This is a genomic window from Candidatus Zixiibacteriota bacterium, from assembly GCA_029860345.1.
GTDB lineage: Bacteria > Zixibacteria > MSB-5A5 > GN15 > FEB-12 > JAJRTA01.
In genome coordinates, this window is sequence record JAOUBJ010000002.1 from 225,099 (window position 1) to 252,050 (window position 26,952).

Consider the following 26,952-nt stretch of genomic DNA (forward strand, 5'->3'; position numbering starts at 1 on the left):
CACCCGACGGGCGGCCTTGTGTCGCCCGGCCCGACGGGGAAATGTATCTCGCTAATCACTCGGCTCTCTTGTCACAACCGGGTGACCACTTTGTCGAGGCCATCGTCCATGTCTCCGACCAGGTTACCCCAGAGAAACCGTCCGATGCAATCCTTGAGTTTTTCCGAACTTGATTGCCACGAAGAGTCACGTGCAATCTGCTCAGCGCGCGCGGCCAACATGTCGGCCAACTGTCGTGCGCTGCCATCGTAGAAGAACTCTTGCATGGTCTTGTCTTCGGCCAATCTGAGTATCTCCGGATAAGACAACCGTTCAGGCAAGAGGGGAGAAGCGCCGGCTGCGATTGCCTCGACCACGCTGATGCCGAAAAACTCATGATCGGCGGTCGACACGATCAGATCGGACTCATGCATGGCGGCGATGTACTCATCGCGCGACTCCTGCCATCCCCAGCGATCGATCTCATCGCAGAATTCGTCTTTCGCACGGGTGAAGACTTCGGGTGATTCTTCAAACTGTTCGCCGACGACGTTCATGCGAAACTCGCCTCCGCGTTGTTTCAGCAATCTCAACGCTTCAAAGAAGACTTCCGGTCCTTTGTCATGCTCCCATCGGGCCGCCCACAGGATGCGCATCGGGCCTTCGGGTCGCACAGGACGGGGCGGTAGCTGTTCGACGCCCGGCGGGTGTACCGACATCTTGGGCCGGATAGATTCGGCGGCCTCAAGCGGACGGTGGTCGGGCATGCGGCGCAGAAACTTTGGTAGCGCCTCCAGGAACTGCTGTCGGTGGAACATGGAGTTAAACCAGACAGCGTCGGCGGCCAGACAGGTAGTGAAATTCGTAATAGCAAAATGTCGGTCCCACTCTTTGGGATACCTATCCGGATAGGTCAGTTGGTTCTCATGAAAGTAGGCCACCGACGGCAACCGTGCAATTCGTTGGTCGACCAGTCCTTTGAATTCGGCCAGGTTGAGCATGTCAGAGCAGAACAGCAGGTCCCACGACTCGCCGCCACTCAGCCGGGTGGCGATCTGCTCAGAGAAAGTGATAGCCGAATGCCGCATGCGCCATTTCCACTTACTGGCCGGCAGCCCGAGCACGGTCCAATCATGGCGGCTATGACGCACCCAGCCATCGAGAAACGCCTTGTGACTCCCGCCGTAGTATGGCTCAAGGGCCAGGATTTTCATCAGTGGCCTCCTCCACATCGCAGGTCAAGAACTGGCGGAACTCGCGGCCAAAAGACACCGCGATCGATAGGATCGCCGTGATCAGTCCGCAAGATATCATGACCAAGGGAATGTTTTGATCGAGCAGGTCGGTCACGAATCCGGTCAGGCCCATAGAAATCGGAGTCAGACCGGCCGACATTGTACCCAACAATCCGAACACGCGACCGCGAATCTCGGAGGGTGTCGTCAACTGCATGATCGTGGCGATATTAATGTTGATATAGCCGTTGACAGCACCGGCCAAAAACATCAGAACCACCGCCGCCGGTGGAGACTTCGTCAGTCCCAGGGCAGCGAAAGCAAGTGACATAAGAATCAGTGAACCGATCATCATCCAACTGCGTGTGCGACCTTTGACCTTAATTGTCCCTGCGCCGAGATAGCCAATAAGCGAACCCAGGCCCAACGCTGCAATCATGAACCCATACCAATCGACCGTGACGCCCAGCGTGTCCTCGACATAGAAGGGAAGCAGGATAAGAAACGGTACCAGAAAGAAATTGATAAAGGCAGCGGCCAGGGTGAGTGATCTGCGGCCCGGATGTTTCCAGGCGAAGCGCATCCCTTCGATGGTGTCCACTTTGAAGCGTTGGAAGGCTGAGCCGGTTGAGGGCTTCGGCGCTTTCTGAGGAATACTGATGAACATCTCACTGACCGCCGAGATCAGGTAGGTGACGCCATCGATCATAAACAGCAAGGGCGCACCCATGATTCGAAAAAGCACACCACCCACCGACTGTCCGGCTAACATCGAAGCCTGCATCGATGACTGGTTCATCGAGTTCGCTGCGGCTACTCGTTCGGTGGGTACCAGGTCCGGGATAGCTGCCGAGATGGCCGGCCGGAAAAACGCGCCCATCGACGAGGCTATTATCGCCACTACGAAGAGAGCGGCCAGGATCATGTCGGACTCGTCGGGCGCAAAGAAAATCAACGCGGCCAGCGCCAGCACAGTCACACCGCGCACCATGTCGCTCACAATGATAATCGACTTGCGTGAATGGCGGTCGGCGAAAGCACCTGCGATGGGACTAAGTATCACCGCCGGTATCTGCGAGACCATCATGATAAGGCCCATCAAAGTCGCGGAGCCGGTTTCGTGCTTGATCCAGAACATCAAGGCGATGGAGAACGCCTGGTTGCCCATCTGCGAGACAAACTGCCCCTGCCAAAGGAGGACGAAGTTACGGTTGAACAGTTTGGTTGCTTTAGTCATGGGCGCTACGTTTCGGTATACAGGGCATAATCACTCAAATTAGATTCGCAATTCCAAGGGAAAAGTTGCCTGCCGGGAGTTTCACATTGTGACAACACGCCCATATTTTAATTGATATCTGCCCTGCAAACGCCTATCTATCGGCACTATGCGGATACTCGGTGTCGATCCCGGATTGAATATTACCGGTTACGGTATCTTGAGCGGCGAGGATGATTCTATCTCTGTCGTCGAGGCCGGAGTCATACGGGCGGGAAACAAAGCCCCGATGGCCGAGCGCTTGCAACATATCGCGCGCGAAACCGAGAGTATCATAAGCCAGTTCCAGCCCGAGGCGGTGGCCGTCGAAGAACTTTACTCTCATTACGGTCACCCCAAAACGGCCATAATCATGGGCCATGCACGCGGCGTGATTTTTCTCAAATCTGCCGAGGCCGGGCTGCCGGTCTTTCCCTACGCCTCCACCCGTATCAAAAAGTCTCTCACCGGCAACGGACGCGCCTCCAAGCGTCAGATGCAGCTGATGATTGCTTCCACCTTAGGTCTCTCAGAAATTCCGGAACCGCCCGATGTGGCCGATGCGCTGGCCGTAGCTCTCTGCCATTGCCGAGCTTTGATGCACGACAACCCAATGGTGACCGTATGATCAGGCGGATACGCGGTAAACTCAGCACCATAGACGAGACGCGCGCACTGGTGGATAATAACGGCGTTTCCTATGAAGTCCTGGTGCCCTCGGCCCTGGCCGAACGGCTCAAAGAGGGACCCGCCGTGGGGGAGGAGATAACCTTCGAGACTATCTATTACATCGAAGCCGGCGATAAAAAGTCCAGTCATTACCCGCGCCTGGTTGGGTTCGATGATGCCTTCGACCGCGAGTTTTTCTCGCTCTACATTCAAGTGCCGGGGTTGGGTGTCAAAAAGGCGCTTAAATCCCTGGTCATGCCCATTCGGGATATCGCAACGGCCATTGAAACCAAAGACGCGGCCCGGCTCAATCGTTTGCCGGGGGTCGGGGCCAGACTGGCCGAGAAAATCATCGCCGAGCTCCATGGTAAGACAGCCAAATTCGCCCTATCCAAAAAGGACGAGCCACTGGCCAGGGCATCAACACCGACCCCGCCCTTTGCCGATGAGGCAACCGAAGTGCTTCTCCAGCTACAGTACAAAGCAGGCGAGGCGCAGCAGATGATAGAGAAGGCGCTTGAAGATAACCCAAAGATCAAGAACGCCGAGGAGTTGATAAGTTCCATCTTCAAGTCACAGCATACGGCTGAGGTAGGTGGATGATGGAACGTGAACGGATAATCGCAGGTGAGCAGATTGTCAACGATGAGGACCAGGCGCAGCTTTCATTGAGACCTAAGTCTCTGGCAGAGTATATTGGCCAAAGAGAATTACGCGGAAAACTTAAAGTAACACTTGATGCCGCGCTACAGCGCAAAGAAGCGGCGGAACACATTCTTTTCTACGGCCCGCCCGGCTTGGGCAAGACCACGCTGGCCCACATTATCGCCAACGAGATGAGTTCCAAACTGTTCGCTACTTCCGGCCCGGCCTTGCAGCGCACCGGTGATCTGATGGGCATTCTGACCAACTTAAAAGAAGGGGACATCCTGTTCATAGATGAAATCCATCGATTGTCATCGGTTATCGAGGAGTTCATGTATCCGGCCATGGAGGATTTCAAAGTTGATTTTGTGGTCGACAAAGGCGCTTTCGCCAAGGTGATCAACGTCCCTTTGAAGCGGTTCACGCTGATAGGCGCCACCACTCGGGCCGGGATGTTGTCCTCGCCGTTGCGAGATCGGTTCGGCTTGTACTACCACATTGACTTTTACCCGCCGGAAGACCTGGCCCAGATTGTCGTTCGTTCGGCAGGGCTGCTTGAGACCGAGATTACTGCTGATGCCGCCCTGACTATTGCCCAACGATCACGAGGTACACCCCGCATTGCCAACCGCCTCTTGCGGCGAGTCAGAGACTATGCCGCGGTTAAGTCCGACGGCGCCATCGGCGACGCCATCGCGGTCAAAGCGCTAGATGCCGAAGGGGTCGATGCCCTTGGCCTGGACAATCTCGATCGAAAACTCCTCCAGGTCATCGTCGAATACTACAAAGGTGGCCCGGTCGGAATCGAGGCCCTCGGTGCTACCTTGAACGAAGAGGTCGATACGCTGGTCGATATGGTCGAACCGTACTTGTTGAAAATAGGCTTCATCCAGCGCACACGGCGCGGGCGGATGGCCTCACCCGAGGCGATGAAACACCTCGGTGTCAATCCTCCAACGGACGGGCAGCAGTCTATGTTTTGACTCGGGCTTCTTCGAGGTCGCGGTCGTCCCTACGCGGAAAGTGCTCATGAACGAAGAGGAACTCAAGAAGCTGTTCGAACCGTTCGCCCATCAGGACAATCCCAGCCCGACGCTGGCTATTCTGATTTATGAGACAGTAAAACTTCGCGACCGGATCATGGAGAGTACCGGACGAACACTTACGGTCGGGGATACCACGACGGCTTTGGCCGCTTTGACGGCTTGGCTGAGCGGACACATATCGGAAGAACCACTCAGCGACGACCAGCAGGCTTTGCTGGCTGTGTGGCAATCGCGACTGTTGGAGCCGGAAGAGAATAGAAACGAGTAGCCAACCAGTGACGGACCAGCGATTCCAAGCGTACCTTGTGCAGTGGGCGATACGCGACTGTGTCACAAGCCACTGTTTCTATCGCGTAGCGGCGGGCCATGTGTCCGCCGGACACATTTGGCTTGCGGAGGGGCGACACCAGGCCGCCCCCTACGCGGTATACACAGTTGCGTCAGCACTTGCCAGTCCGCGTGAGAGGTATGTGTGACCTGGCGTTGGTGTGCGCGACCCGACGGACTTGGGTGGCACCCTCAAAGTCGCTTTGGGGGTGATGAATCACGCTCTCTCGCTTCGCGCGTAAATAACCTCACCCTGAGCGGAGTCGAAGGGTGAATCTATTGTGCTGATTTCCGTTCCAACATGGTGTGAGACGGTTACGCGCCGTTGTGCCCAAGTGATCTTCAGATCGCGTGGAAAGGCGTCGGTCACCACACCGACAATGGACTGCGGCGCGTCAGCTTGAGTTCAGCCAAATGATCAAACAACCATCAGACATTTCGCTCTACGACTACAACCTCCCTCCCGAGTTGATTGCACAGACTCCATCCCGTCGCCGCGATCAGTCTCGTCTGATGGTCCTCGACCGACAGACTTCGGGTACCTGTGTAAAGTCCTTCAAAAGCATCGCCGATTACCTCAACCCCGGTGACGCGCTGGTCGTCAACAGCACTAAAGTCTTCAAAGCCCGATTGTTCGGACGCCGACCGACCGGCGCCAAGGTCGAGCTGTTTTTGGTCCGAACTGTAGAGCCGGATCGGCCACTTGAATGGATCGCTTTGGTATCTCCTTCGCGACGAGTACGGGAAGGGGAGATGATCCAGTTTGGACCCACGCAGGTGCGGCTGGATGCCGATATTGGCGGCGGCCGGTGGCTGGTTTCATTTGCCGGTGAAAGACAGCGAGACAGAATCATTCACAAGTTTGGTCATGTACCGTTGCCGCACTATATAAAACGCGACGACCAGCCTTCCGATCTGCGTCGCTACCAGACGGTTTTTGCAGACAGTTACAATACTGGCGCCGTGGCCGCACCGACGGCCGGATTTCATTTCACTCGTTCCTTGCTTGACGTGCTGAAGAGTAAGGGAGTCAGCCTGATTGATGTTTGTCTGCATGTCGGGCCGGGTACGTTCAAACCGGTGAAAGTCGATAACATCGATGAGCACGTTGTCGATCCGGAGATGGCCACGTTGTCGCCCCAAGCCGCATCCTCAATCAACAAGGTTCGCAAGCGAGGCGGCAAGATAGTGGCCGTCGGGACCACCAGTGTGCGCACCTTGGAATCGGCTCAGACTTTGCGCGGTCAGATCCAGCCATTTTCAGGCATGGTCGATCTGTATATCAAGCCGGGTCATCGTTTCAACACAATCGATCATCTGATCACCAACTTCCACCTACCCAAGTCGTCGCTGTTGATTTTGGTCAGCGCCTTTGCCGGGCGCGAACGGATCATGGCTGCCTACGACGAAGCGATCCAGCAACGCATGCGCTTCTTCAGTTACGGCGATGCCATGCTGATTCGGTGAATTATGCCTGTAGGAGCGTGATCGGTCTGCGGCATCAGAGGCACACCGGCGGTGGGCCGCCGGTGAACATGAAATCAACCAAATGAACGAGATCGGCGATGTCAACGGTTCCGAACCCGTCCATGTTGGCGGCGCTAATGTCCGGTGGCGCTGGTCCGCCGGTGAACATGTAATCGACCAGGTAGACCAAGTCGGCGATGTCGGCCGGCCCGGTCGATCCGTCAACGTCGCCGCAGTCGAAACAACCCTGAACCACATTCGCCACATTCTCCTGGCACGAGTTGTTTTCAGGCAACAGGGGAGAGAGAGCGTAGACGTCTGTTATGGCTAATGTTGTATCACAAAAGAGCGGGTCCGCGGATATGTTGCCGTTCAGACCAATCTGTTCTGCAGCGGCGCAGTAATCGGTTGGATGACCGTAGACGATGTTACAGCTCATATCCGGTGATCCACAGACACTGGCGCCGTTGGCATAGAAAACATTACGATGGAGAAAAACGGTGCCCCATCCGAAGGACTGGAAACCCACTGAGTTATGCGCGAATATGTTGTCGGTGAAGAAGTTGTTTACGCTCTCGCAGACAATCCCCATTGTGTTACCGACGAACACAGAGTTGGAGGCCTGGAAGAACTCCGGAAAGCCGTCCAGCAGTATAGCCGTGCCGTTACTGTCGAACCGACACTCGAAGGCTCCTCCAGCACCCGGATATTCAACCAACATCGCCATTGGATTCTGTCGAAAGAGGCACTGGTGCGCACTGATGGATCCCCAGACCCAGTAACCATTATACTTGAGCGACGGGTTTCCGTTTTCAAAGCATATTTCCTTAATCGTTGCAAGACCTGCCCCGTGTGGAATACCGAGAGGCTGAACATCCGGAAGGGTATCGGAACCTGCCGTCAGGAAACAACCACCGTCCAACTGGATCACCGTGCTGTCCGGCCCGGCTTCCGATAGAAAAGTGATATGTCGCGCGACCAGGTTAAATCCCCGGTTCTCATCGCCGGAATAAGTACCCGGAGCCAGCAGAATTGTATCCTCATGCTGAGCCACGAACATTGCCGCGCCTATGTTCGGAAAGTCCGTCGGCACTCGGATCAAGGAGTTAATCCAGGTCCAGACCACGAACGATTTATGCCGCCAGTCACCCCAGTCAAGGCCATTGTGCACTCGTATTCTCAAGAAGTACCGGTGGTGTGTTTCCAAAACGGCGCCGTCGTACAGGACATTAGTGACGGATGATGTTACGGGGCCGGTGTCCCAAAGTTCGGCCTCGCTCCAATCGTCATCATGGCCGATTTGAAGATGGTATTGCGTTTGAGCGGTGACCGCCGTATCGAGATAGGTCCACATAATCTCCGGCGTTTCCGAACCGACTCGGTTATCGTCAAGCTCTGGGGCAAAATCGATGGTAGTCGCCACCGGGTAGATCGTGTGTTGGTATGAAAAGGTCCCGATATCGCTGTTGGAGCCATCGGGGTCGTTGAGAAGCGGGTCGGGACTGCCCATATCCACGCAGGGTGAGCCCGGCAACAATCGATAGTCATGCGCGGCGGCATCGACGTACATAGGGTCCGCCGACAGATTGCTATAACCTACAGGCTGACCCCAGTCGTAGTCCGGGTTGTTGTTCCATACACAATTGTAGTCGACTGGGTAGAACCCGGAAATGGCCGTACTCTGAGTGTTGGTGACAATATTATTTATGGCCATGCCGCCAAAAGTGTAAATCCCTCCGCTATTCCCGTCAAAAGTGTTGTTGATGACGTCCACCGCCGCCCCACCGAGACCAAGCAGGCCGATGCAAGCGGTTCCACCGTTTCCCCAGAACACGTTGTGAAAAATCCTGCTGTAGGCGCTGTCTCCGGCACTCCGAATCAAGTTGCGACTTCCCGCGTAACCGTGGAAGACATTGTCATGTATCAAGGTCTTGCAGCCATTGTTCACGTACAGTCCGTACTTAGCGGTACTGCCTGAAATCGTGAACCCGGCCAATTCGGTCCCGGCACCGTCACCCGATCCGAAGAAAATATGTGTACTGTCCGGGACGGCCGGTTCAAGAAAAGTAGAATCGGCGCCGAGCGCACCTATCACGCTGATTGAGAACTGTGAGAAAACCAGATTCTCGTGATAAACTCCGGGCGCAACTAATACCGTGTCGCCGTCGGTCGCAATATCGATAGCTGTCTGAATTGTCGGGACATCGGCTGGGACGTTGAAGACAGGGCCGGCCGGCATTGTGAATGACACCGGCATTGACCAATCGGAGTATTCAAGTTGATCGGTGACCCTTGCCCGCCACCAGTAATAAACGCCACTCGACAGCTCGGGTAGATTTCTCGATTGAGTACGATCCGTTTGTTCTGCCACGCCGTAATCAAAGGCTGCAAGGTCTGTCAACTCAGAATTTCTGTATACTTCAAAATCGTAGAGCAGAGTATCCAGTTCGGCGTCGAATGAATTGTCCACAAACAAGCTTATGCCTTCTCTTCGCAAAGGAGTCGATGTCGTTGGCCAGGCCAAACCTGGTACGGTTGGCCTGCTATTCATTCTCAGGAAATTCCCGACCCAATCGCCCCATACCGATCCATTATTCACTCTCAGTCGGTAAAAGTAGGTGATACCATCCATTAACGGTGCGCCGGCGTAAACCACAGCACTATCGGCAGAATAGACTTCTCCCGACGCCCACATCTCGGCTACTACCCAATCCACGTCCGTACCAACCTCGATCTCGTAAGCCGCCTGCATGCCTATCGTGTCAAAAAAAGACCAGTAGAAGGTTGGCGTGTGATTCAGGACATGCATACTATCCACTGCCGAAAGATGGAGCCCCACCGGGATTGGATAGTTGTAATCGGCCGGGAGCGCCCCCATGTCGTTTCTGGTGCCGTCCGAATCGTTGTACTGAGGGTCGGGATCACCGGCATCGATGCAGGGTGATGCTGGGAGAAGTTGGTAATCATGATTGGCAGTATCTGCAAACAGGGCCGGCTGATAGATGTTGCCCGCACCTGGTGGGAATTCGTAGTCATTTGCGTTGTTGAAAGTGCAGTTGTATTCGGCTACGAATTCACCTTTCATTGCCCACGCTGGGGCAAAGAATACGATGTTGTTTCGGGCATCTAGGCTGCCGCTGCTTTGATTAAGAATTCCACTGTGCACTGTTACTGAGATTGTATTGTTGTATATCAAGGTGCCGTAAGCTATGCCCAAAGCTCTGATTTCTCCGACGCCTGTGTTCCCGTACATTACATTGTAGCAAATGGTATCGTCATGGTTGTTATACTCCAGGTGTATCGCCGCCCCATACGTGTTCGCGTTATTGGAGTGTATCACATTTCCCTTGATCAGGACGCCGGTAGTGTTGTCCAGGTCAATACCGGGGGAATCATTGTCCCTGCTGCTTGTATTGCCCGTGATAATGTTTTCTTTGATTGTCGGCGATGAACCGTCACAGAAAACGCCACAAGCTCCGCTGCCTGTGATGGTGAAACCGGAAATCTCCGTGCCCTTGGGCTCCCCCCCAATAAAAGACACGACCGCCATGCTCGTATTTGAAGCAAGGATAGTTGTCGCGCCTGCGCCCCCTGAACTTGTAACGACAAGCATTTTGCCGTCGAAGTCAATATTCTCTAAATATGTCCCCGGCGCAACTAACACCGTGTCGCCTTCGGTTGCGGTATCAATGCCGGACTGGATTGTCGGCTGATCGGAAGGTACGTGGATAACCCCGGCTGCAACCGAACCGGTACTGTACAAAACCATGCATGAAACTATGCACGAAATAGACCAATGCTTCACGGAGTCCTTCTGCGTTCTGGCGGTCGCTGTAATATAGCGAAGACGTAATGATCCACCAAGCATTATTCGCCATGGTGTCTACACCCGGCGATGCGGACAGCGAAATATCGATCTTAAGACGCGCTCGTCACTTTGAACTGCGCCACGATCTGTTGGAGACCCTCGGCGTTCTTATTCATCTGTTCGGCAGCTGCGGCCGCCTGCTCGGCGCCGGTAGCCGTCTCTTTGGTCACCGATGCAACGTTTTCCACGTTCTTGGATATCTCCTCGGCGGCGGTGGACTGTTCGTCGGTCGCGGTGGCTATCTGCTGAATCATGTCCATCACACGCTGTGACATGTTGACGATCTCAGTCAGACTGTTGCCGGCGTTGTCGGCCAGTTCACGCCCCTTGTCGACTTCCGTTACACCGGTCTCCATCGACTGAACCGCCTCTTCAGTTTCGGTTTGGATACCCTTGATCATGTCGGTGATCTCGCCGGTTGCCTTGCCGGTTCGTTCGGCCAGTTTGCGAACTTCGTCGGCCACCACGGCAAAACCGCGGCCCTGTTCGCCGGCGCGGGCTGCTTCGATTGCTGCATTCAGCGCCAGCAGGTTGGTCTGGTCGGCGATGTCATCAATAACACCGACGATCTCGCCGATCTGATCTGCCGACTTGGCCAGTCTGCCGATCGACTCGGACGATTCACGAACGACATCGGAAATCTTTTGCATTCCCTGAATCGTCTCGTTAACCAATTGCCCTCCGCTGGTGGCGGTATCGGAGGCGCCGCGAGAAGCCTCGGTGGCCTCACCGGCGTTTCTGGATGACTCGACAATAGTGGCGCTCATTTGTTCGATAGCGGTAGAAACCTGCGCTACTTGCTGGGCCTGGTCGGTTGAACCGCGCGACATTTCTTCTGACGTTGATGCGATCTCGGTGGCGGCGCTGCCCAATTCGCGGGCATTGTCGGTCAATTGCAAAACCATGCTGTTGAGATTCTCCAACATTTTGGTCAGCGAACTGCCCATGCGATCCTTCGCCCCTAATGTAGCTTCCACCGACGCCACGAGTTCACCCACCTCATCTTTTGTGTTTATGCCGATTTGTTCCATTTCTGTCTGATTCAGTTGCTGGGTCAGGTCGTTTGCAGCAATTGCTTCAACAACGGTTTCAAATCCGGCGAATTCATTGTTCATCTTTTCCGTCAGTTTCACAACTTTGTTGAGAGGTACGTAGATTGATCTTGCGACGGTAATGCCAAGTAAAATGGTGACCAACAGGACACAGCCAACCATAGTTGCAGTCAGCCAAAAGGTCCTGCTTGAACTATTGCTCAGTGTTTCCGCCTGCGCATCGAGTTCAGCGGCCAGGAAATCCTCGACTTGTTTCAACTGGTTGATCTTGGCCGTAATTGTCTGAAACCAATACGTAGCATCGACGCCGAAATCGCCATCGGCAGACTTGTCAATGGCGATCTGACGCATCCGTGCAACCTCATCGACACTCTTGCCGCGCATGGTGGTACTGTAGAAGTTCTGATGCTCTTTGATCGCCAGAGCATTGAACACACGCATGTAGCTGTCCTGTTGGGCGATCAGTTTTACGAATCTGGCAAAGACACCTTCGTCGAATTGACCCACCGCAAAGGTATTAGACATGACTGCCCGCTCGATCCCGGCTCGTTCTTTGCCGAGCAGATAATTGGCATAAGCCGAAAGCTGCCGAGAGAAATCGGCATCGGACGTTTTGGCCACCATGCCGCCGATCATGTCAATGAACTCACCGTTGGTGCGGGTGTAGAAACCAATGGCGTCTTTGGCGGCAATACTCTGTTGGTCCGTCTGGTTTCGGATATTGGTGAGTTTCGCAAGGTCGTTTACCGCTGAGGTCAGCTTGCTTCTCGCCCCAGGTGGCAGCAGATCAGACTCAAAACCGGCCAATGTTTTTTCCCATGCAGCCAGCTTTGAATCGGTATCCCGTCGCTGACTGTTGAGCTCCTTGCCGAACTTGCTGCCTTTGCTGCCGATGAAACCGGCTGTCGCTCCGCGCTCTTTCTGAAGTTCATGAACCAAAGCGCTGGCGCTGACCGCCACACCGGACATCGAGCGCAGGTTGTCCATCTCCGTGCTCAGTGACCACCTCGACGACAGCTCGCTGACCGACATGTAAAGAAGTGCGAGCAGAGGCAAGAGCAGCATTAATCCCAGTTTGCTCCTGATTCGCATGTTTCCAAGAACGTTCATGGGGACCCCTTCCGTTTGGTAACGTTGGTACAACTTATTGTTCAATAGACTGCCGCCGCTTCAACGGGCGGCCAATCACCGTACTAACCACCTTTTGAGTTGGGCGTCGGATAACCACGACCAATCAGGCTCTTAATTGGTCGACATACTCCATGTTCTGCGGGAGCCCCGGCCGATTACCTGCCCTGTAGGTGCAGATCGGTGTGATCAGGCCCGGCTTTAGTCCTGTTTTTGAACAAGATCGCATAAAAAAAACCGCCCGGCCTTTCGGCCCGACGGTTGTAGATAATTCGATGATAACGAGCGTTTACCGCTTTTTCGGCTTGCCTTTGAGTTTACCGGCTTTCTTGGGCGGCGGCGGACCGGCGTGGTCCTTCTTTTTGGACTTGGCCTTCTTGACGTTGCCGTGGATCTTCACAAAGCTGGTTCCCTTACCCCGCATCTTGACAACTTCATCCGGTGAGTGACCATAGTGCTCACTGACGAACTTCAGGTTAACGAAGTTCACGATCTCGATATCGGTAAAGCGAATCGAGCCCCACTTGTTCTTCTTTTTCTTCTTGAAATGTCCCCACGCCTTGCCATAGGGGGGGCCGGGGGTCTGCTTGAGATCGACCCAGAATATCTCGGCAGTGAGGCCATACTTGAGACAGATATCCATCCAACTCAGACCAGCCTGGCGGTGTCGGATTATGATACTCGGTGATACGTAGCATCTTTTGGCCAGAAAGAAGACGACCGGCATTTCTTCGTCGGGGATCTCTGCTTTCTTGACTGCGGTGACACGGCGCGCCTCGACTTCGAAATGCTCTCCGATGGCCAGGTAGAATCCCTTAACGCCTTCCTCATCGATTGATATTCCGAGGTTAACCTCGGCCCGACATTGATCGGCTGGTGGACTGAGGACGACCAGGCATACAATAACGGCGAACACAGATTTCAACATCAAGGACCTCCGGTCAGGAGTTGCTGGTTGCACTTACTGGTGCGTCTTGGCGCACCGCAGCTACAGTGGTTTTATCGGCTTTTATCCAGGGGGAATTGATCTGGTCGAGGCTGTCTGTTCAAGAGTGGCACAATAGTCCGGATTGTGACGCCACCCGCTCGGTCTGCTGGGTTTATTGGCCGGGCTCATTGGGCGTTTTGACTTTACCGGTGCCGTCTCCAACCAACTTCTCACGGGCCATTGTATTATCCCATATCCGGTTGACAAAGTCACCCAGCGCGCCGTCAAGCAATTGCTCGATAGTTTTGTTTTGAAAATGTGCAATCACTTTGAGTTTGTTTAAGTGTTCCTGCCTCAGCCAGACTGCTTGCCGTGTCCAGGCCTCGCCCTCTTTGTCGATCTTGGAGTTAGAAACATAAATCGATTGCTCGGGCGTGCCGTCGGTCGGCTGATCCGATTTGAGTTGTGAACCCTTGATTATGGCCATCGCGCTATTCCCTTCATTCGCATGTGTCCTTACAGTTATCGGCAGGAACAGCGTTAATCGGAGCAGGTTGTACTCAGGAGTTCGATTGGTCAGGGCCGAGGACCGGAGTTGATCGGCCTGTCAACCAGGGCAAAGCGCAGGCCGACAATGATGGCCAGGCTGCTCGCTCCCATGATCCAGGTGATCTGCTCACCGAAGAACATAAGGGCCAACCCGGCGACAAAGACCGGTACCGTGCTGTAAACCGAGCCGGCTGTTCTGGTGGGGCCTATTTCCTGGATCGACAGCACAAACAGATAATACCCCACGCCGGAGGCGAGGATACCCATATATAACAGCGACAAAACCGAGGCGGTCGACAACTGTTGCACCTGCTGGACCGGCTGCTCCAAGAAGACCAGTACCAACAACTGAACGACGCCGAAGACTGCTGCGTACCAGGTTAGAGTAAAGCCCGAGTAGGTTTTCGATAGCCCTTTGATCATCAGTGAATAGATCACCCAGCAGAACACCCCGAGCAACATCAGGATTTCTCCTCGATTGAAATCGAACCTGGTGAGCACGCTCAAGTCGCCTCGCACCAAAAGAAACAGAACACCGGCCATAGCGACCAGAACACCCAGATAATTGCGCAGGGATAGTCGTTCTCCGAGAAACAAAGCGGCCAGCGTGCCGGTGTAGATCGGATTGGTGGCGTTGATTATCGCTGAGTTGGCCGCATCGGTGTAAAGCAGGCTGGAGAAGAAGAAATAGTGGTAGCCAACCACTCCGAAAGCGCCCAGCAGAAACATCTGCCACAGGTCTTTCCGGCGGACTTTGAGCGAGTCCCGGCCGTATTTGAACAACAGGCAGGCCAGAAAGAGCAGGGCGATCAGATACCGCAAAAGTGTCGTAGTCAGCGGTCCCAGGTCGATATTGGTATACTTGCCGGCCACGAAACTCCCGGCAAACAGGAAGGAAGTGATAAACGGGAGGACTATTTTGCGGAAGGTCATGCTTTATAATGTGGTCGCAATCATTGACTTGTCAATATTCTATGGCACAAAAAACCTGGCGGCTTGGTAGAAACCGCCAGGTCGGTAAACTGTTGGTATTTACTTAGCGCTCCAACCAGCGCGGTTAGGGCGACTAAGTATCAGTCACCTCACATTTGTCATAATTCATCCGACCACCTCCTTTCCTGTGTACTTATTATATACCTGATTTTCGAAAAATGTCCAGATAAAATTGACAGTTTGACGCCCCATGGCAACGACATGTCATACCCGACTTGATCCGGCATCCATCTTCATTTTAGTAGGTCGGACAGTCCTTCGATGCCGCCGGGATTAGCAGGATCACAGGGTCCTGCCCTACCATGTCACCCCGAGCGGAATCGAGGGCCGGATGGCACCCTCAAACTCGGTTTGGGGGTGCGGGACAGTCCCGTAGGTCGGAACCCTCTTAGCGGTTCCGACTCTTGAGACTGCTCTTGAGACTGCGAAGTCGGAACCCACAAGGGGGTTCCAACCTACTGGGGGCTGAGGGCTGTATGGTCCGGATCAATGCTTAGAACGTTCAGCAGGGTCCTGGCTTCACAGCAGGTGAAGGTGTGACCCTGCTGTCTGTCAGTCCGTGGGAGCGACCAGATACACAGATGTAAGCGGCAACAGGCTCTTGTCTTCATCGGTCAGCTTTGGATAGAAATCTGTCCATAGGTTTATGAAGCCGTCTAAATCGATCAACTGCACGTGAATATGGGACCCCGTGGCGGTCGACTTAGCATCCGAAGTGTAACCGCCAGTTGAAACGAATATTCCAACATCCCCATCCTTCTGTAGAATACCCATTAGTTGTCTGATTTCCTGGACTGAAGCGGAATCCTGTCGATGCTTGACCTGCACTTTTATTCTTGGCGACTCAATTCCGAATGGATCCCTGTATGCCAATATATCCACACCGCCGTCTTTGCCTCGGGGTGCAACGAACGGGGTGTAGTAGCCCATTCCTCTCAGAAGAGCTGCGACAAGGTCCTGGAACTCATAAGCGTTCTTTGCGGCTATGAACTCCTTAATACCGTCGGCTGCAAGGTGCTGAACTCGATCCACAGTTATAGCTGGATCAATGGAGTCTCCGCTTTCTTCTTCGTCGGAATCGTCGGCTGTACCGGACTGATCCCGCTCGGCCTTCCACTTGCTATATCCTTCCTTTACGGTAGTATATAGAGCAAACTCACTCAACTGGGCAGCAATGTATCCTTCATCTGTCAGATACCAAACGCCCTTTTTCTTCACAATGAAACCTGCTTTAACGCAACCAATACTGTAGAAGTGAAGAATAGATTGCCATCTTATGTATCCAGACTTCTGATAGCGCTCCTTGGCCCAGTCGTCAAGGTCCATCTGATTCTCTACCTCAGCTAGCACTTGCCTGCTCTTAAGTTCTCTATCGTTTTCGCACAAGACGCTCAATGCTGCATGAATCAGGCGAGCGCCAAGTGCCTTCGACTTCGGCAAGTCAGCTACGCTCTTTGCCATATCCTTCTCCCTTCTGAAGTTGCCATTTCACATATTGCTCTAATGTAGGCCCTCAACTCTGAGAGAGCAACATAAAGTGTTGCTCCGGAAGCCTATTGTCGCGGTGGGTTTGCGAGTTTTGCCGACGGGTAAACCTACGGGAAGCGGGCCGAGATGGACCCCCGCCGGCGCGCAGGTGACAGAAAAGCCAAGCAATGACAATATCAACGCACCACCCCGTTTCAACAGTTGCCTAACCGCTCACCGACGACGTATATTGCCAACTTATGAAAACCTGCGCTGTCATCGTCGCCGCCGGAAGCTCGACCCGGATGGCCGGCACCGTCCCCAAGCAATTCCGGGAGCTGTCCGGACGTCCCATGTTGGCCGAAACGGTCAGTCGGTTCGAGACCGCTTCCAGCATCGATCAGATCGTCGTGGTCGTATCCGAAGAGCATTTGTTGTACACCAGCGAGCGGGTAGTCGACCCCTACGATTTCGGTAAGGTTCTCAAAATCGTGGTGGGCGGCTCCACCCGGTTCGAATCGGTCTGGAACGGAGTCAAGTCCTTGTCGTTATCAACCGGTTTTGTTGCAATCCATGATGGCGCCCGACCTTTGGTGCTGCCGTCCGATATCGACCGAGTGGTCCAAACCGCGCAGCAGGAAAGGGCGGCCATGTTGGCCGCTCCTGTTCCCGATACGGTGAAACGTGTCCAGGATGGATTTATACTGGCCACGCTGGACCGTTCGTTATTGTATCTGGCCCAAACACCGCAGGTGTTTCAATACGATTTGTTCAAGGCGGCCTGCGAAAAGGCAATTGCAGAAGGAAACGCAGAAAGCTACACCGATGATGCCGCCCTGTGCGAGGCGTCCGGATTCAAGGTGAAAGTAGTCGCTCCCTCCGCGCCTAATTTCAAAGTGACCACCCACGATGATCTTGAACTCATCAGGATGATAATCCGGGAGCGCGGCGATGGCTGAATGGAGAGTTGGACACGGTTACGACGTGCATCGGCTGACAGCAGGACGACGGTTGGTCATCGGTGGCGTTGAGATAGAGCACCACATGGGTTTGGACGGCCACAGCGACGCCGATGTGTTGTTGCATGCGATTATGGACGCCCTTCTCGGCGCGGCCGGTCTGGGTGACATCGGTCAGCATTTCCCGCCATCGGACAGAGCATATAAAGATGTCGTCTCGCTCGATCTTTTGCAGCAGGTGGGACGATTGGTGCGCGCGGCAGGATACAAGACCATCGTCAATATCGATGCGACTATCATGGCCGAACGACCCAGGATGGCGCCCCATGTGCCAACCATGCGCCAGCGGATAGCAAAGACTTTGTCGATAGAAATGTCACGTGTCAATATCAAAGCAACTACCACCGAGGAACTCGGTTTCGTGGGGCGCGAGGAAGGTATGGTCGCCGAAGCCGTCTGTTTGATAGCATCCGATGACTGACAGTCCCTTACAGATCAACGAGTTTCTCGATCAGGTCTTCACCTACGGAACCTTCTGGGTTTACCTGGCGATTTTTGTCGCCTGCTTCACCGAGAACCTGTTCTCACCGTTTCCCGGCGATTCGTTTATAGTCGCCGCCGGTGGATTGGTGGCGCTCGGTCGGCTGGACATGGTAATCAGTCTGCTCGTCATCATATTGGGAGGGATGGGTTCGGTGATGGTCATGTACGGTCTGGGCCGACGGTATGGTCGGGGATACTTCATCCGCAAGAATTTCAAATACTTTTCAGTGGCCGATATAGATCGTATGGACACGCGGTTTCAACGATGGGGCGCTTTGGTTCTGGTAGTGTCACGTTTCATGGTGGGAATGCGCGCCGTACTGGCTGTGGCCGCCGGCATCAGTCGCTATCCGGCTGGTCGGATGGTTGTCTTCTCCACGATATCTTATCTGATATTTTGCGCCCTGTTGTTCATTGCCGCCTTCAAACTTGTTGAGAACCTGGAAACGATAGAGTATTATATTCGCACCTACAATCAGATAGTCTTGTCACTGTTGGCGGCGCTGATTGTTTTTTGGGTCATTCGCAAGGTACGCGCAAGACGGAAGGAAGAGAAACCCGCATGAAGGTGCTGTTGTTAGCCGGTGGTAATTCCAGCGAACGCAAAGTATCGCTCACGTCCGGCAAGGCTGTCCACGACGCCCTGGCGCAACTTGGTCACTCGGTGGTGGCTGTCGATCCGGCCTCGGGTCAATCTCTGCTTGCAGCCGATGGGTCCTTTCTGGGATACGACAGCAAATCCGACATGGCTCCTGCCACTGAAGCCACCTCGCTATCGTTTCCCCAGCGCCTGGACCACAAAGACGTGCGGGATGTCGACGTTGCCTTCATCGCGTTGCACGGTGGGACGGGGGAGAACGGTTCCATACAGAACCTGCTGGAACTGGCTTCGATAAAGTTCACCGGATCGAACATGGCCGCTTGCGCCGTGTCTATGGACAAAGCAATCACAAAACGGCTCTGCGAAAACGAGAGTATCCCAACTCCGAAGTGGGAGCAGTTTCGTATGCCGGAGGGCAGGGTCCCGGATGGTCTCGCCGCTGGGATAGTCGAACGATTCAACCTGCCGATCATAGTTAAACCGAACGACAGCGGGTCCACTGTTGGACTTACCAAAGTGGAGCATCCCGACGAGATACAGGATGCGTTGAAGCTGGCCCTGGCCGAGTCTCCCGACATTCTGGTCGAGCAGTATATCGACGGGCGCGAGATCACTGTTGCGCTTCTGGACGGTCGCACCTTCCCGGTTGTGGAGATAATCCCCAAGAGCGGTCTTTACGACTATGAAGCCAAGTACACCGAGGGTGGATCGAAGTATATCTGCCCGGCCGAGATACCTCAATCTATAGCGGAGGGTGTGCAGGCGGCGGCGGCTAGACTCTTTGGCGTCATCGGATGCGCCGGGCTGGCGCGTGTGGACTTCATGCTCTCAGGAGACGGTATCTTCTACTGTCTGGAACTCAACAGCGTTCCCGGGATGACCGACCTGTCGCTAGTGCCGATGGCAGCCAAAGCCGACGGAATTGACTTTCCACAATTGATGCAGATGGCCCTCGACTCAGCTTTAGGCAACAGAAATCGATAGAATGAATAAGCTCACGCCCAAAGCTGTCATTTTCGATCTTGGCTCAACACTGATCGACTATCCATCAACTACCTGGGAGGAGGTCAGTGTCGATTGCATGGCGGCTGTCAGGAGGGTCATTCTTCGCACCAATCAGAACGTTCCCGACGATGAAGCGTTCTACGCAGCATACCGGCAGATCAGACAAGAACACCGCGCCGTTGCAGCCGAGACGCTGGTCGAATGGACGGTACCGCAAGTTATCGGGAAACTCCTGGAATCGCTTGGTTTAGACGGCGATGAAGGCTCGGCGGACAGGTTATTCGATGCATACTACGAACCGGTCAGACAGTATCTCTATGTGTACGAGGACACCTGTGAGATACTTACCAGGATCATGGCCCGGTATGGCGTTGTCGGCTTGGTCTCCAACACTGTCTTTCCGGAACGTATCCATCTGGAGGAGCTTAAGCGTTTCGGGCTGGATTCGCTTCTGACATTCAAGCTGTTCAGTTCGACCTTTGGACTTAGAAAACCGCACCCGGATATTTTCTACAAGGCGGCCAATCTGGCCGGCTTCTCGCCGAGCGAGTGTGTTTATATAGGAGATCGATACCTTGAAGATATCTCCGGTCCCAACCAAATCGGGATGCCGGCTATCCTGAGGTTTCAGGAAGGACGCGACTATCCGGATGACCCTTTCGGTGAGACCCGGCAGGTTTTGGCGCTCACGGACCTGGAGCACCATTTCGATTATTGACCTGCCCGGCACCATCACCACAAACTTTTCGATGGACATACCCGTAGAGTCCGTGTATAATTGTCAATTCCGTCCAGATAATCTGAGACGCAGCCAACACACTACAAGGATTTGATATGGATCGCACTGAAGAACTTCTGAAAGAACTCACCGAAGCCAACGGTGTCCCCGGGTATGAGCACGAGATCCGCAAGATCATGACTCGTGAACTGGAAGGCAATGTCGACGAAATTCTTCGCGATAAGACCGGCTCCGTGGTCGGTCGCAAGCGGGGCAACTCAGATGACCCCCGCATTATGGTGATCGGCCACATGGATGAGATCGGTTTTATGGTCAAGGAAATCACCAAGGCCGGCTACATCAAATTCCTCCCTCTGGGTGGCTGGTGGCCGCATGTCGCCTTGGGCCAGCGCATGCGTGTAATTACGGCCAAAGGCCCGGTGGTCGGCGTGGTAGGTTCCAAGCCGCCGCATCTTCTGGAGGCTGATGAGCGGGCCAAAGTCATGAAGGTCTCCGATATGATCCTCGACGTCGGCGTTCAGCAGGGTTTCAATGTTCGCACCAAACTGGGCATCAAAGAAGGCGATCCGATAGTACCGGACAGCGAGTTTACTGTCATGGGTAATCGCAAACAGTATCTCAGCAAAGCATTCGATAACCGGATGGGTTGCGCTGTTGCCCTTGATGTCGTGCGCAAGTTTCAACGTGCCAAACATCCCAACACCATTTTTGCCGGGGGCACGGTGCAGGAGGAAGTCGGTCTGCGCGGCGCCCAGACGTTGGCCCATTTGATCGATCCCGACGTTTGTTTCTGTGTCGATGTCGGCGTGGCCCAGGACCTGCCGCCGGAACCCTTTTCCAAGCGAGAAAAACTGGGCGGTGGACCATCGGTATTGATGTATGATGCTCGCATGATTCCCAACCTCGGTCTGAGAGACCTGGTGGTCAAGACGGCCGAAGATAAGAAAATCCCCTTCCATCTCACCGTGATGGAACGCGGCGCCGGTGACGGCGGTCCGGTGCATCTGTCCCGTTTGGGTGTGCCTACCATTTATATGGGTGCACCGGTCAGGTATATTCATGCCCATAATGGAATCATGAACCGGACCGATTATGATAATACGGTGAAGCTAATCGCCGAAGTGATCAAGAAACTCGACAAGAAGACAGTGCAGTCGTTCACGGAAGGATAACCGAAGATGGCCCTCAGGTTCAAAAACAGTTTTACGCGCACTAAAGAAGAATTCACACCGATAGAAGAGGGCAAGGTGCGCATGTACACATGTGGACCGACTGTCTATGACTTTGCCCATATCGGTAACTTCCGAGCGTACATGTTTGAGGATTTGCTGAGGCGTTATCTGAAGTACAAGGGTTACGACGTCACCCAGGTGATGAACCTGACCGATATCGATGACAAAACCATCCGCGATTCGCAAGCGGAAGGGATCACGCTAAAAGAGTACACCGATCGCTATATCAAGGCGTTCTTCGAGGACCTGGACACTCTGGGCATCGAGCGCGCAGAGCACTATCCGGCCGCGACCGATCATATTCCCGAGATGGTAACTATCATAAAGATGCTCACCGAAAACGGCTTGGCCTATGAAATCGACGGCAACCACTACTTTAAGATATCCGCGTTCCCAGCCTACGGTAAGTTGGCCAATCTGGACATGAAAGGGTTGAAGGCCGGGGCGCGGGTAGCGGCGGACGAATACGAGAAAGACTCGGTTTCCGACTTTGCGCTGTGGAAAGCGTGGGATGAGGCCGATGGCGACGTTTTCTGGGAGACGGAACTTGGCAAGGGTCGGCCCGGTTGGCATATCGAATGTTCGGCCATGTCGACCAAGTATCTCGGAAACCACTTCGACATTCACACCGGCGGTGTTGACAACATGTTCCCGCACCATGAAAACGAAATCGCTCAGACAGAAGGAGCGACCGGGGAGAAGTTTGTCGATTACTGGATGCACTGTGAATATCTGATTGTTGATGGGCGCAAGATGTCAAAGTCGCTCGGCAATTACTACACCTTGCGCGATGTGCTGGACAAGGGCTACACGCCGGTGGCGGTACGCTACCTGCTACTGGCCACGCATTACCGCCAGCAACTCAACTTTACCTTCGACGGATTGGATGCCGCGACCAAAGCGCTGGAACGTTACAACGATTTTGTCAATAATCTCACCGACTACCCCGGTAGTGATTCGGGCGGTAAAGCGGCTGAGTTTATTGCCAAGGCCACCACTGCTTTCGAGGACTCTCTGGATGACGATCTGAACATCTCAGGAGCGCTTGGGGCTGTCTTTGACTTTATTCGCGATGTCAACCGGTTGAAGGCCGAAGACAAGTTGACCGTGGCCGAACGTGACCAGGCGCTTAAGACGATTCGACGATTTGATACCGTGTTGAACTTCACTCAAACAGCCGAAGCGGTTGATGGCGAGATCGAAATATTGATCCAAAAACGTCAAGAGGCGCGCCAGAGCAAAGACTTCGCGATGGCCGACAAGATTCGCGACGACTTGCTGGCCCAGGGGATTGTCCTTGAGGATACGCCGCAGGGGGTCCGTTATAAGCGTAAAGTGTAAAGCTGGTCTTCCGTTCCGGCCATAGTGTATACTTGACAACCGGCCACAAATCATTTTCTTGATCCACGCCAAGGTCAGCCAGCGTAGCTCAGTTGGTAGAGCAGCTGATTTGTAATCAGCAGGTCATCGGTTCGATCCCGGTCGCTGGCTAAATCTCACTTTTATACAACCTGATTACGTTGTGTTGGGTCTTAAGCACGCCAAAGCCGTAATTGTGATCCGACACATAACCTCAGGTCAGTCACGGACGGACTCACCCTTCGACTCCCAGGCTGTGTCACAATAGGGTTTCGCAGGGTCCTGATCTCGACGCAGTCGGGATTGTGACCCTGCGATTCTCGGCATCGTGTTGTGAGAGAGCAACCTCAAGAACCACCGGTTCACACGCTCGCCTTCGGCAAACGCAGGAACCGATGGAGCAAACGATTGCGACACAGTCTGTCCGCTCAGGGTGGGGTTGTGAAGACTTAACGTCGTGGCCACCCCGTCCGATGGGCTTGTCGATAAACTTTGGTCTACGTCGTTGCGAGGCACGCCTGGCGTGCCGTGGCAATCTCAATTCATTGCACACGTGTCATGCCGAGCGGAGTCGAGGCATGAGATTGCCGCCCTACTCCGCCGGCGGCGGTCGGGGCGGTAAGAATGAGGGGCGCCAACTACCGGAATCACAGACTTGCTTTCCAGACAGCAACCTCTTAGATTGACAGGCGTATTGATGGTATGAAACAGCGGATGATTTTATAAATGGCCGTCATCGAAGTACAGGATCTGACCAAAATATATCGCACCGGCATGCGCAAAGGGGATATTGTGGCCATCGACAACCTCACCCTGAATATCGGCATGGGGGAGATTTTCGGTCTGCTGGGTCCCAACGGCGCAGGCAAGACAACACTATTCCGGGTTTTGTTGAGCCTTACGGCAGCCACTTCAGGTGGTGCCAAGATTTTCGGTCGCCCCTCTGTCGAGGCACGGTCGCGCAGTCAGATCGGATACCTGCCTGAAAACCATCGTTTTCCGTTTCACCTGACCGGGATGGGTCTGCTTGAATTCACAGCCCGGATGTATGGCATACCGCCGTTGGAGTTCAAGCATCGCGCCGATGAGCTTCTGGAACTGGTCGGCATGACCAAATGGGCCGACACCAAAATCAGAAACTACTCCAAAGGTATGGGGCAACGCATCGGGCTGGCCCAGGCTATGATTTCCGACCCGGAGGTGCTGCTGTTGGATGAACCTACCGATGGCGTCGATCCCCTGGGAAAAATAGAACTGCGCAAAGTGCTCGAAAGGATTCGTGCCGGCGGCAAGTCAATCGTGCTGAACAGCCACCTGCTTTCGGAAGTTGAGTCGGTCGCCGACCGAGTGGCCATATTGTCGCGCGGACGTCTGGTCAGGGTGGGGACAGTCGAAGAACTGACCAGCCGCAAGAGTCAGTATGACATTGAGGCCGACATGGGCAGTCGGTTGATCGAGATTCCTGAGGAGATCGGTAAAGTTGTCGTCGTAACGGCTCGCAGCATGACTGTCGAGTTGACTAAAAAAGAATACATAAACCACATCATCGACATGCTGAGGATGAAAAAGATTCCCATCTCCGCGGTCACACCGGTCAAGGTCAGCCTCGAGCAGTCATTTCTGGAGACAATCACCAGCGACCAGGAGAACCAGCCATGAGAGGCATTCTGGCTGATACTGTTTCAGAGATGGTTGACCGTAAAATGGTCTGGGTCTACTCAGGTGTCGCCTTGCTGGGGCTGTTGGCCATTCTGGTAACACGCTCAGTCGAAATGCAGTTTCAGACCGAGGGTCTGAATATGCAGGCCATGAACGAGCTGTGGTCACCGCGCCTCTGGCTCTACAATAAGTTCATGTACTACATGGTCTTTTTGTCGGTCCTGGTGACGGCCGGACTGATTCCAAACATGTTATCCAAGGGGCGAGTTGACTTTTACCTATCGAAACCTCTGTCGAGACGACAACACCTTCTAACCAAGATGGCCGCGGTATGGATGGTGTACGGCGGCTTGATGGTCCTGATCATGATCCTGGTCGGCTCGGTGGGGGCGTGGGCCTTTGGCGCTGTCGATACCGGCCTTGGTTACATCGTGCTTTCGAATCTTCTAGCCTTCTTCATCTGGCTGGTCGTAACCACTTTCGCTGGTGTTTGGAGTTCTTCGGCGCCGATGAGTATTCTGGCGGTGTTTCTGATGTGGATACTGCAACAGATACTGTCCTGGCATGATGCTTTTAGTGAGCTCATCGACTCCCCGTTCTGGGGGAAGCTGGTCGATGTCTTCTACTACGTAGTTCCCAAGACCATTGAGATTTCCGAGGCAACTCTGCGCCTGGCCGGCGGCAATCCCGTGGACTGGATGCCGTTTTACACATCGGTAGCCTTTGCCCTGGTGCTGATGTACGTCACTGTGTTTATGTTCAACCGCAAAGACTATTAGATTACAATTTGCAAGGGGAAATCGTTATCGCCGCGCTTTACAGGTCGGTCGGTTCTGCCTATATTCCCCGAAGTGTGTTGAGGAGTCCTAAAGGAGTAAAAAATGACACCATTTGATTATTTGAAAAAAACAGAGAAGAAGCGCATGGACGACCTGTTTGCCTGGTTGCGCTTTGCTTCGGTTTCGGCCCGGTCCGAATACAAAAAAGAACTGGTGGCCTGTGCCGACTGGTTGAAGAAGCACCTGAGCGGCATCGGATTCAAGGCCAGAGTCTATCCCACCGCCGGACACTCCATTGTCTATGCCGAGTATATTGTCGACAAGAAACTCCCGACCGTGCTCTACTATGGTCACTACGACGTGCAACCGGTGGAACCGCTCAACCTGTGGAAGTCGTCCCCATTCAAACCGGAGATTCGCGCGGGATATATCTATGCCCGCGGTGCGGTCGATGACAAAGGGCAGACCTTCGCTCAGATCAAAGGAGTCGAAGCAGTACTGAAAGCGACCGGTACGCTGCCGGTGAATGTCAAGATGGTCATCGAAGGCGAAGAGGAAACCCATCCCTCACATCTACCGGCCTTCTTGAAGAAACACAAGAAGATGCTCAGAGCGGATATCGTGGTCGTCTCCGACACCGCTCAGTTTTCCAAGACACTACCGGCAGTGACATTTGGACTGCGCGGCATTGCGGCGGTGGAAGTGTTTGTGAAGGGACCCAATCGCGATCTGCATTCCGGATCATTCGGCGGCGCAGTTGCCAATCCGGCGACCGTGCTGTGTAATATGGTGGCGCAGTTGCACGACAAAAATGGTCGGGTCAGCATTCCCGGGTTCTACACCGGAGTCAAACCGCCGAACAAGTGGATGAAAGCCCAGTTCAAAAAGCTCCCCTTTAACCAGGCTGCTCACATGAAATCGATCGGGGTCAAGGCTCTCGGCGGTGAGAGTGGATTCACACCTTTTGAGAGAACCTGGGCGAGACCGACCTGCGAAATCAATGGTATCACCAGCGGCTACCAGGGGGAAGGACACAAGACGATTATCCCCTCACTCGCCTCGTGCAAAGTAACCATGCGGCTGGTTCCGGGGCAAGACCCCCATGATATTTGTGATAAAATTGAAAAATACCTGAAGAAGATCGCGCCTCGCTCGGTCGAGGTGTCGGTCTCCAAACAGGGTGGCGCCAAGGCGGTGGTTGTCCCCACCGACAGTCGCTGGCTCGATGGAGCGACAGCGGCTATCAAGAAGGGCTTCGGCAAGGAGCCGGTCTTCATGATGGAGGGTGGGTCTATTCCGATAGTAAACGATTTCAAACAGACGCTCGGTTTGGATACTCTCTTGATCGGTTTTGCCCAACACGACGATAACACGCATTCGCCCAACGAACGATTTCGGATCGTCGATTTTGAACGTGGATGCAAAACTGCGGCGGCATTGCCGGATGCCCTGGCCGCGGTAAAATAAC

The 26,952-nt window shown here is 54.1% G+C and carries 23 protein-coding genes and 1 tRNA gene; 16 read left to right on the plus strand and 8 right to left on the minus strand.

Going from position 1 to position 26,952, the window contains the following annotated elements; translation table 11 throughout:
• Positions 1-71 precede the first annotated feature (71 nt).
• On the minus strand, positions 72-1,193 hold the full coding sequence (locus OEV49_03030) for a DUF3524 domain-containing protein (protein ID MDH3890033.1): 1,122 nt from the start codon (positions 1,191-1,193) through the stop codon (positions 72-74).
• Positions 1,174-2,451, minus strand: a complete 1,278-nt coding sequence (locus OEV49_03035) for an MFS transporter (GenBank protein ID MDH3890034.1) — start codon at positions 2,449-2,451, stop codon at positions 1,174-1,176. The genes OEV49_03030 and OEV49_03035 overlap by 20 nt, the downstream gene beginning before the upstream one ends.
• 148 nt (positions 2,452-2,599) lie before the next feature.
• Between OEV49_03035 and ruvC the strand changes: the two genes are divergently transcribed.
• From ruvC to queA, 5 genes are all read left to right on the plus strand, one after another.
• Entirely contained in the window at positions 2,600-3,097 is a 498-nt protein-coding gene (gene ruvC, locus OEV49_03040; GenBank protein ID MDH3890035.1) for a crossover junction endodeoxyribonuclease RuvC, read from the plus strand.
• Positions 3,094-3,741, plus strand: coding sequence for a helix-hairpin-helix domain-containing protein (locus OEV49_03045; GenBank protein MDH3890036.1), 648 nt, complete (start codon positions 3,094-3,096; stop codon positions 3,739-3,741). The genes ruvC and OEV49_03045 overlap by 4 nt, the downstream gene beginning before the upstream one ends.
• Positions 3,738-4,766: a Holliday junction branch migration DNA helicase RuvB gene (ruvB, locus tag OEV49_03050; protein MDH3890037.1), complete on the plus strand. Its 1,029-nt coding sequence runs from the start codon at positions 3,738-3,740 to the stop codon at positions 4,764-4,766. The genes OEV49_03045 and ruvB overlap by 4 nt, the downstream gene beginning before the upstream one ends.
• 46 nt (positions 4,767-4,812) lie before the next feature.
• The gene (locus OEV49_03055) at positions 4,813-5,097 is read left to right on the plus strand and encodes a hypothetical protein (GenBank protein MDH3890038.1); all 285 of its coding nucleotides are present in this window, start codon (positions 4,813-4,815) and stop codon (positions 5,095-5,097) included.
• A 473-nt stretch (positions 5,098-5,570) separates the two neighbouring features.
• Positions 5,571-6,623, plus strand: a complete 1,053-nt coding sequence (gene queA / locus OEV49_03060; protein MDH3890039.1) for a tRNA preQ1(34) S-adenosylmethionine ribosyltransferase-isomerase QueA — start codon at positions 5,571-5,573, stop codon at positions 6,621-6,623.
• 34 nt (positions 6,624-6,657) lie between these two features.
• Here the strand turns inward: queA and OEV49_03065 are convergent, their stop codons facing one another.
• The 6 genes from OEV49_03065 to OEV49_03090 all read right to left on the minus strand — a co-directional run bounded on the left by OEV49_03065 (position 6,658) and on the right by OEV49_03090 (position 16,602).
• Complete coding sequence (locus tag OEV49_03065; protein ID MDH3890040.1) at positions 6,658-10,428, minus strand: right-handed parallel beta-helix repeat-containing protein; 3,771 nt, start codon at positions 10,426-10,428, stop codon at positions 6,658-6,660.
• 113 nt (positions 10,429-10,541) lie between these two features.
• Positions 10,542-12,653 carry a methyl-accepting chemotaxis protein gene (locus OEV49_03070; protein MDH3890041.1) on the minus strand — a complete coding sequence of 704 codons (2,112 nt, stop codon included), beginning with the start codon at positions 12,651-12,653 and terminating at the stop codon, positions 10,542-10,544.
• A gap of 307 nt (positions 12,654-12,960) precedes the next feature.
• The gene (locus OEV49_03075) at positions 12,961-13,599 is read right to left on the minus strand and encodes a hypothetical protein (GenBank protein MDH3890042.1); all 639 of its coding nucleotides are present in this window, start codon (positions 13,597-13,599) and stop codon (positions 12,961-12,963) included.
• Between the two features lie 172 nt (positions 13,600-13,771).
• Positions 13,772-14,086: a trafficking protein particle complex II-specific subunit 120 gene (locus OEV49_03080; protein ID MDH3890043.1), complete on the minus strand. Its 315-nt coding sequence runs from the start codon at positions 14,084-14,086 to the stop codon at positions 13,772-13,774.
• Positions 14,087-14,175: 89 nt separating this feature from the next.
• Complete coding sequence (locus OEV49_03085; GenBank protein MDH3890044.1) at positions 14,176-15,081, minus strand: DMT family transporter; 906 nt, start codon at positions 15,079-15,081, stop codon at positions 14,176-14,178.
• A 612-nt stretch (positions 15,082-15,693) separates the two neighbouring features.
• Positions 15,694-16,602, minus strand: coding sequence for an Mrr restriction system protein (locus OEV49_03090; GenBank protein ID MDH3890045.1), 909 nt, complete (start codon positions 16,600-16,602; stop codon positions 15,694-15,696).
• 266 nt (positions 16,603-16,868) lie between these two features.
• On the opposite strand from OEV49_03090, the gene ispD reads away from it, so the two are divergent.
• The 11 genes from ispD to OEV49_03145 all read left to right on the plus strand — a co-directional run bounded on the left by ispD (position 16,869) and on the right by OEV49_03145 (position 26,951).
• The gene (gene ispD, locus OEV49_03095) at positions 16,869-17,567 is read left to right on the plus strand and encodes a 2-C-methyl-D-erythritol 4-phosphate cytidylyltransferase (protein MDH3890046.1); all 699 of its coding nucleotides are present in this window, start codon (positions 16,869-16,871) and stop codon (positions 17,565-17,567) included.
• Positions 17,560-18,048, plus strand: coding sequence for a 2-C-methyl-D-erythritol 2,4-cyclodiphosphate synthase (gene ispF, locus OEV49_03100; GenBank protein MDH3890047.1), 489 nt, complete (start codon positions 17,560-17,562; stop codon positions 18,046-18,048). The genes ispD and ispF overlap by 8 nt, the downstream gene beginning before the upstream one ends.
• Complete coding sequence (locus OEV49_03105; protein ID MDH3890048.1) at positions 18,041-18,676, plus strand: DedA family protein; 636 nt, start codon at positions 18,041-18,043, stop codon at positions 18,674-18,676. Before ispF ends, OEV49_03105 begins: the two co-directional genes overlap by 8 nt.
• On the plus strand, positions 18,673-19,695 hold the full coding sequence (locus OEV49_03110) for a D-alanine--D-alanine ligase (GenBank protein MDH3890049.1): 1,023 nt from the start codon (positions 18,673-18,675) through the stop codon (positions 19,693-19,695). The genes OEV49_03105 and OEV49_03110 overlap by 4 nt, the downstream gene beginning before the upstream one ends.
• Before the next feature lies 1 nt (position 19,696).
• Positions 19,697-20,434, plus strand: a complete 738-nt coding sequence (locus OEV49_03115) for an HAD family hydrolase (GenBank protein ID MDH3890050.1) — start codon at positions 19,697-19,699, stop codon at positions 20,432-20,434.
• Positions 20,435-20,550: 116 nt separating this feature from the next.
• Complete coding sequence (locus OEV49_03120; GenBank protein ID MDH3890051.1) at positions 20,551-21,627, plus strand: M42 family metallopeptidase; 1,077 nt, start codon at positions 20,551-20,553, stop codon at positions 21,625-21,627.
• Positions 21,628-21,633: 6 nt separating this feature from the next.
• Entirely contained in the window at positions 21,634-23,028 is a 1,395-nt protein-coding gene (cysS, locus tag OEV49_03125; GenBank protein ID MDH3890052.1) for a cysteine--tRNA ligase, read from the plus strand.
• A 77-nt stretch (positions 23,029-23,105) separates the two neighbouring features.
• Positions 23,106-23,178 (plus strand) — tRNA-Thr (locus tag OEV49_03130).
• A gap of 594 nt (positions 23,179-23,772) precedes the next feature.
• Complete coding sequence (locus OEV49_03135) at positions 23,773-24,705, plus strand: ABC transporter ATP-binding protein (protein ID MDH3890053.1); 933 nt, start codon at positions 23,773-23,775, stop codon at positions 24,703-24,705.
• On the plus strand, positions 24,702-25,484 hold the full coding sequence (locus OEV49_03140; GenBank protein MDH3890054.1) for a hypothetical protein: 783 nt from the start codon (positions 24,702-24,704) through the stop codon (positions 25,482-25,484). The genes OEV49_03135 and OEV49_03140 overlap by 4 nt, the downstream gene beginning before the upstream one ends.
• Positions 25,485-25,586: 102 nt before the next feature.
• Positions 25,587-26,951, plus strand: a complete 1,365-nt coding sequence (locus tag OEV49_03145) for a dipeptidase (GenBank protein ID MDH3890055.1) — start codon at positions 25,587-25,589, stop codon at positions 26,949-26,951.
• The last annotated feature ends 1 nt before the right edge of the window (position 26,952 follow it).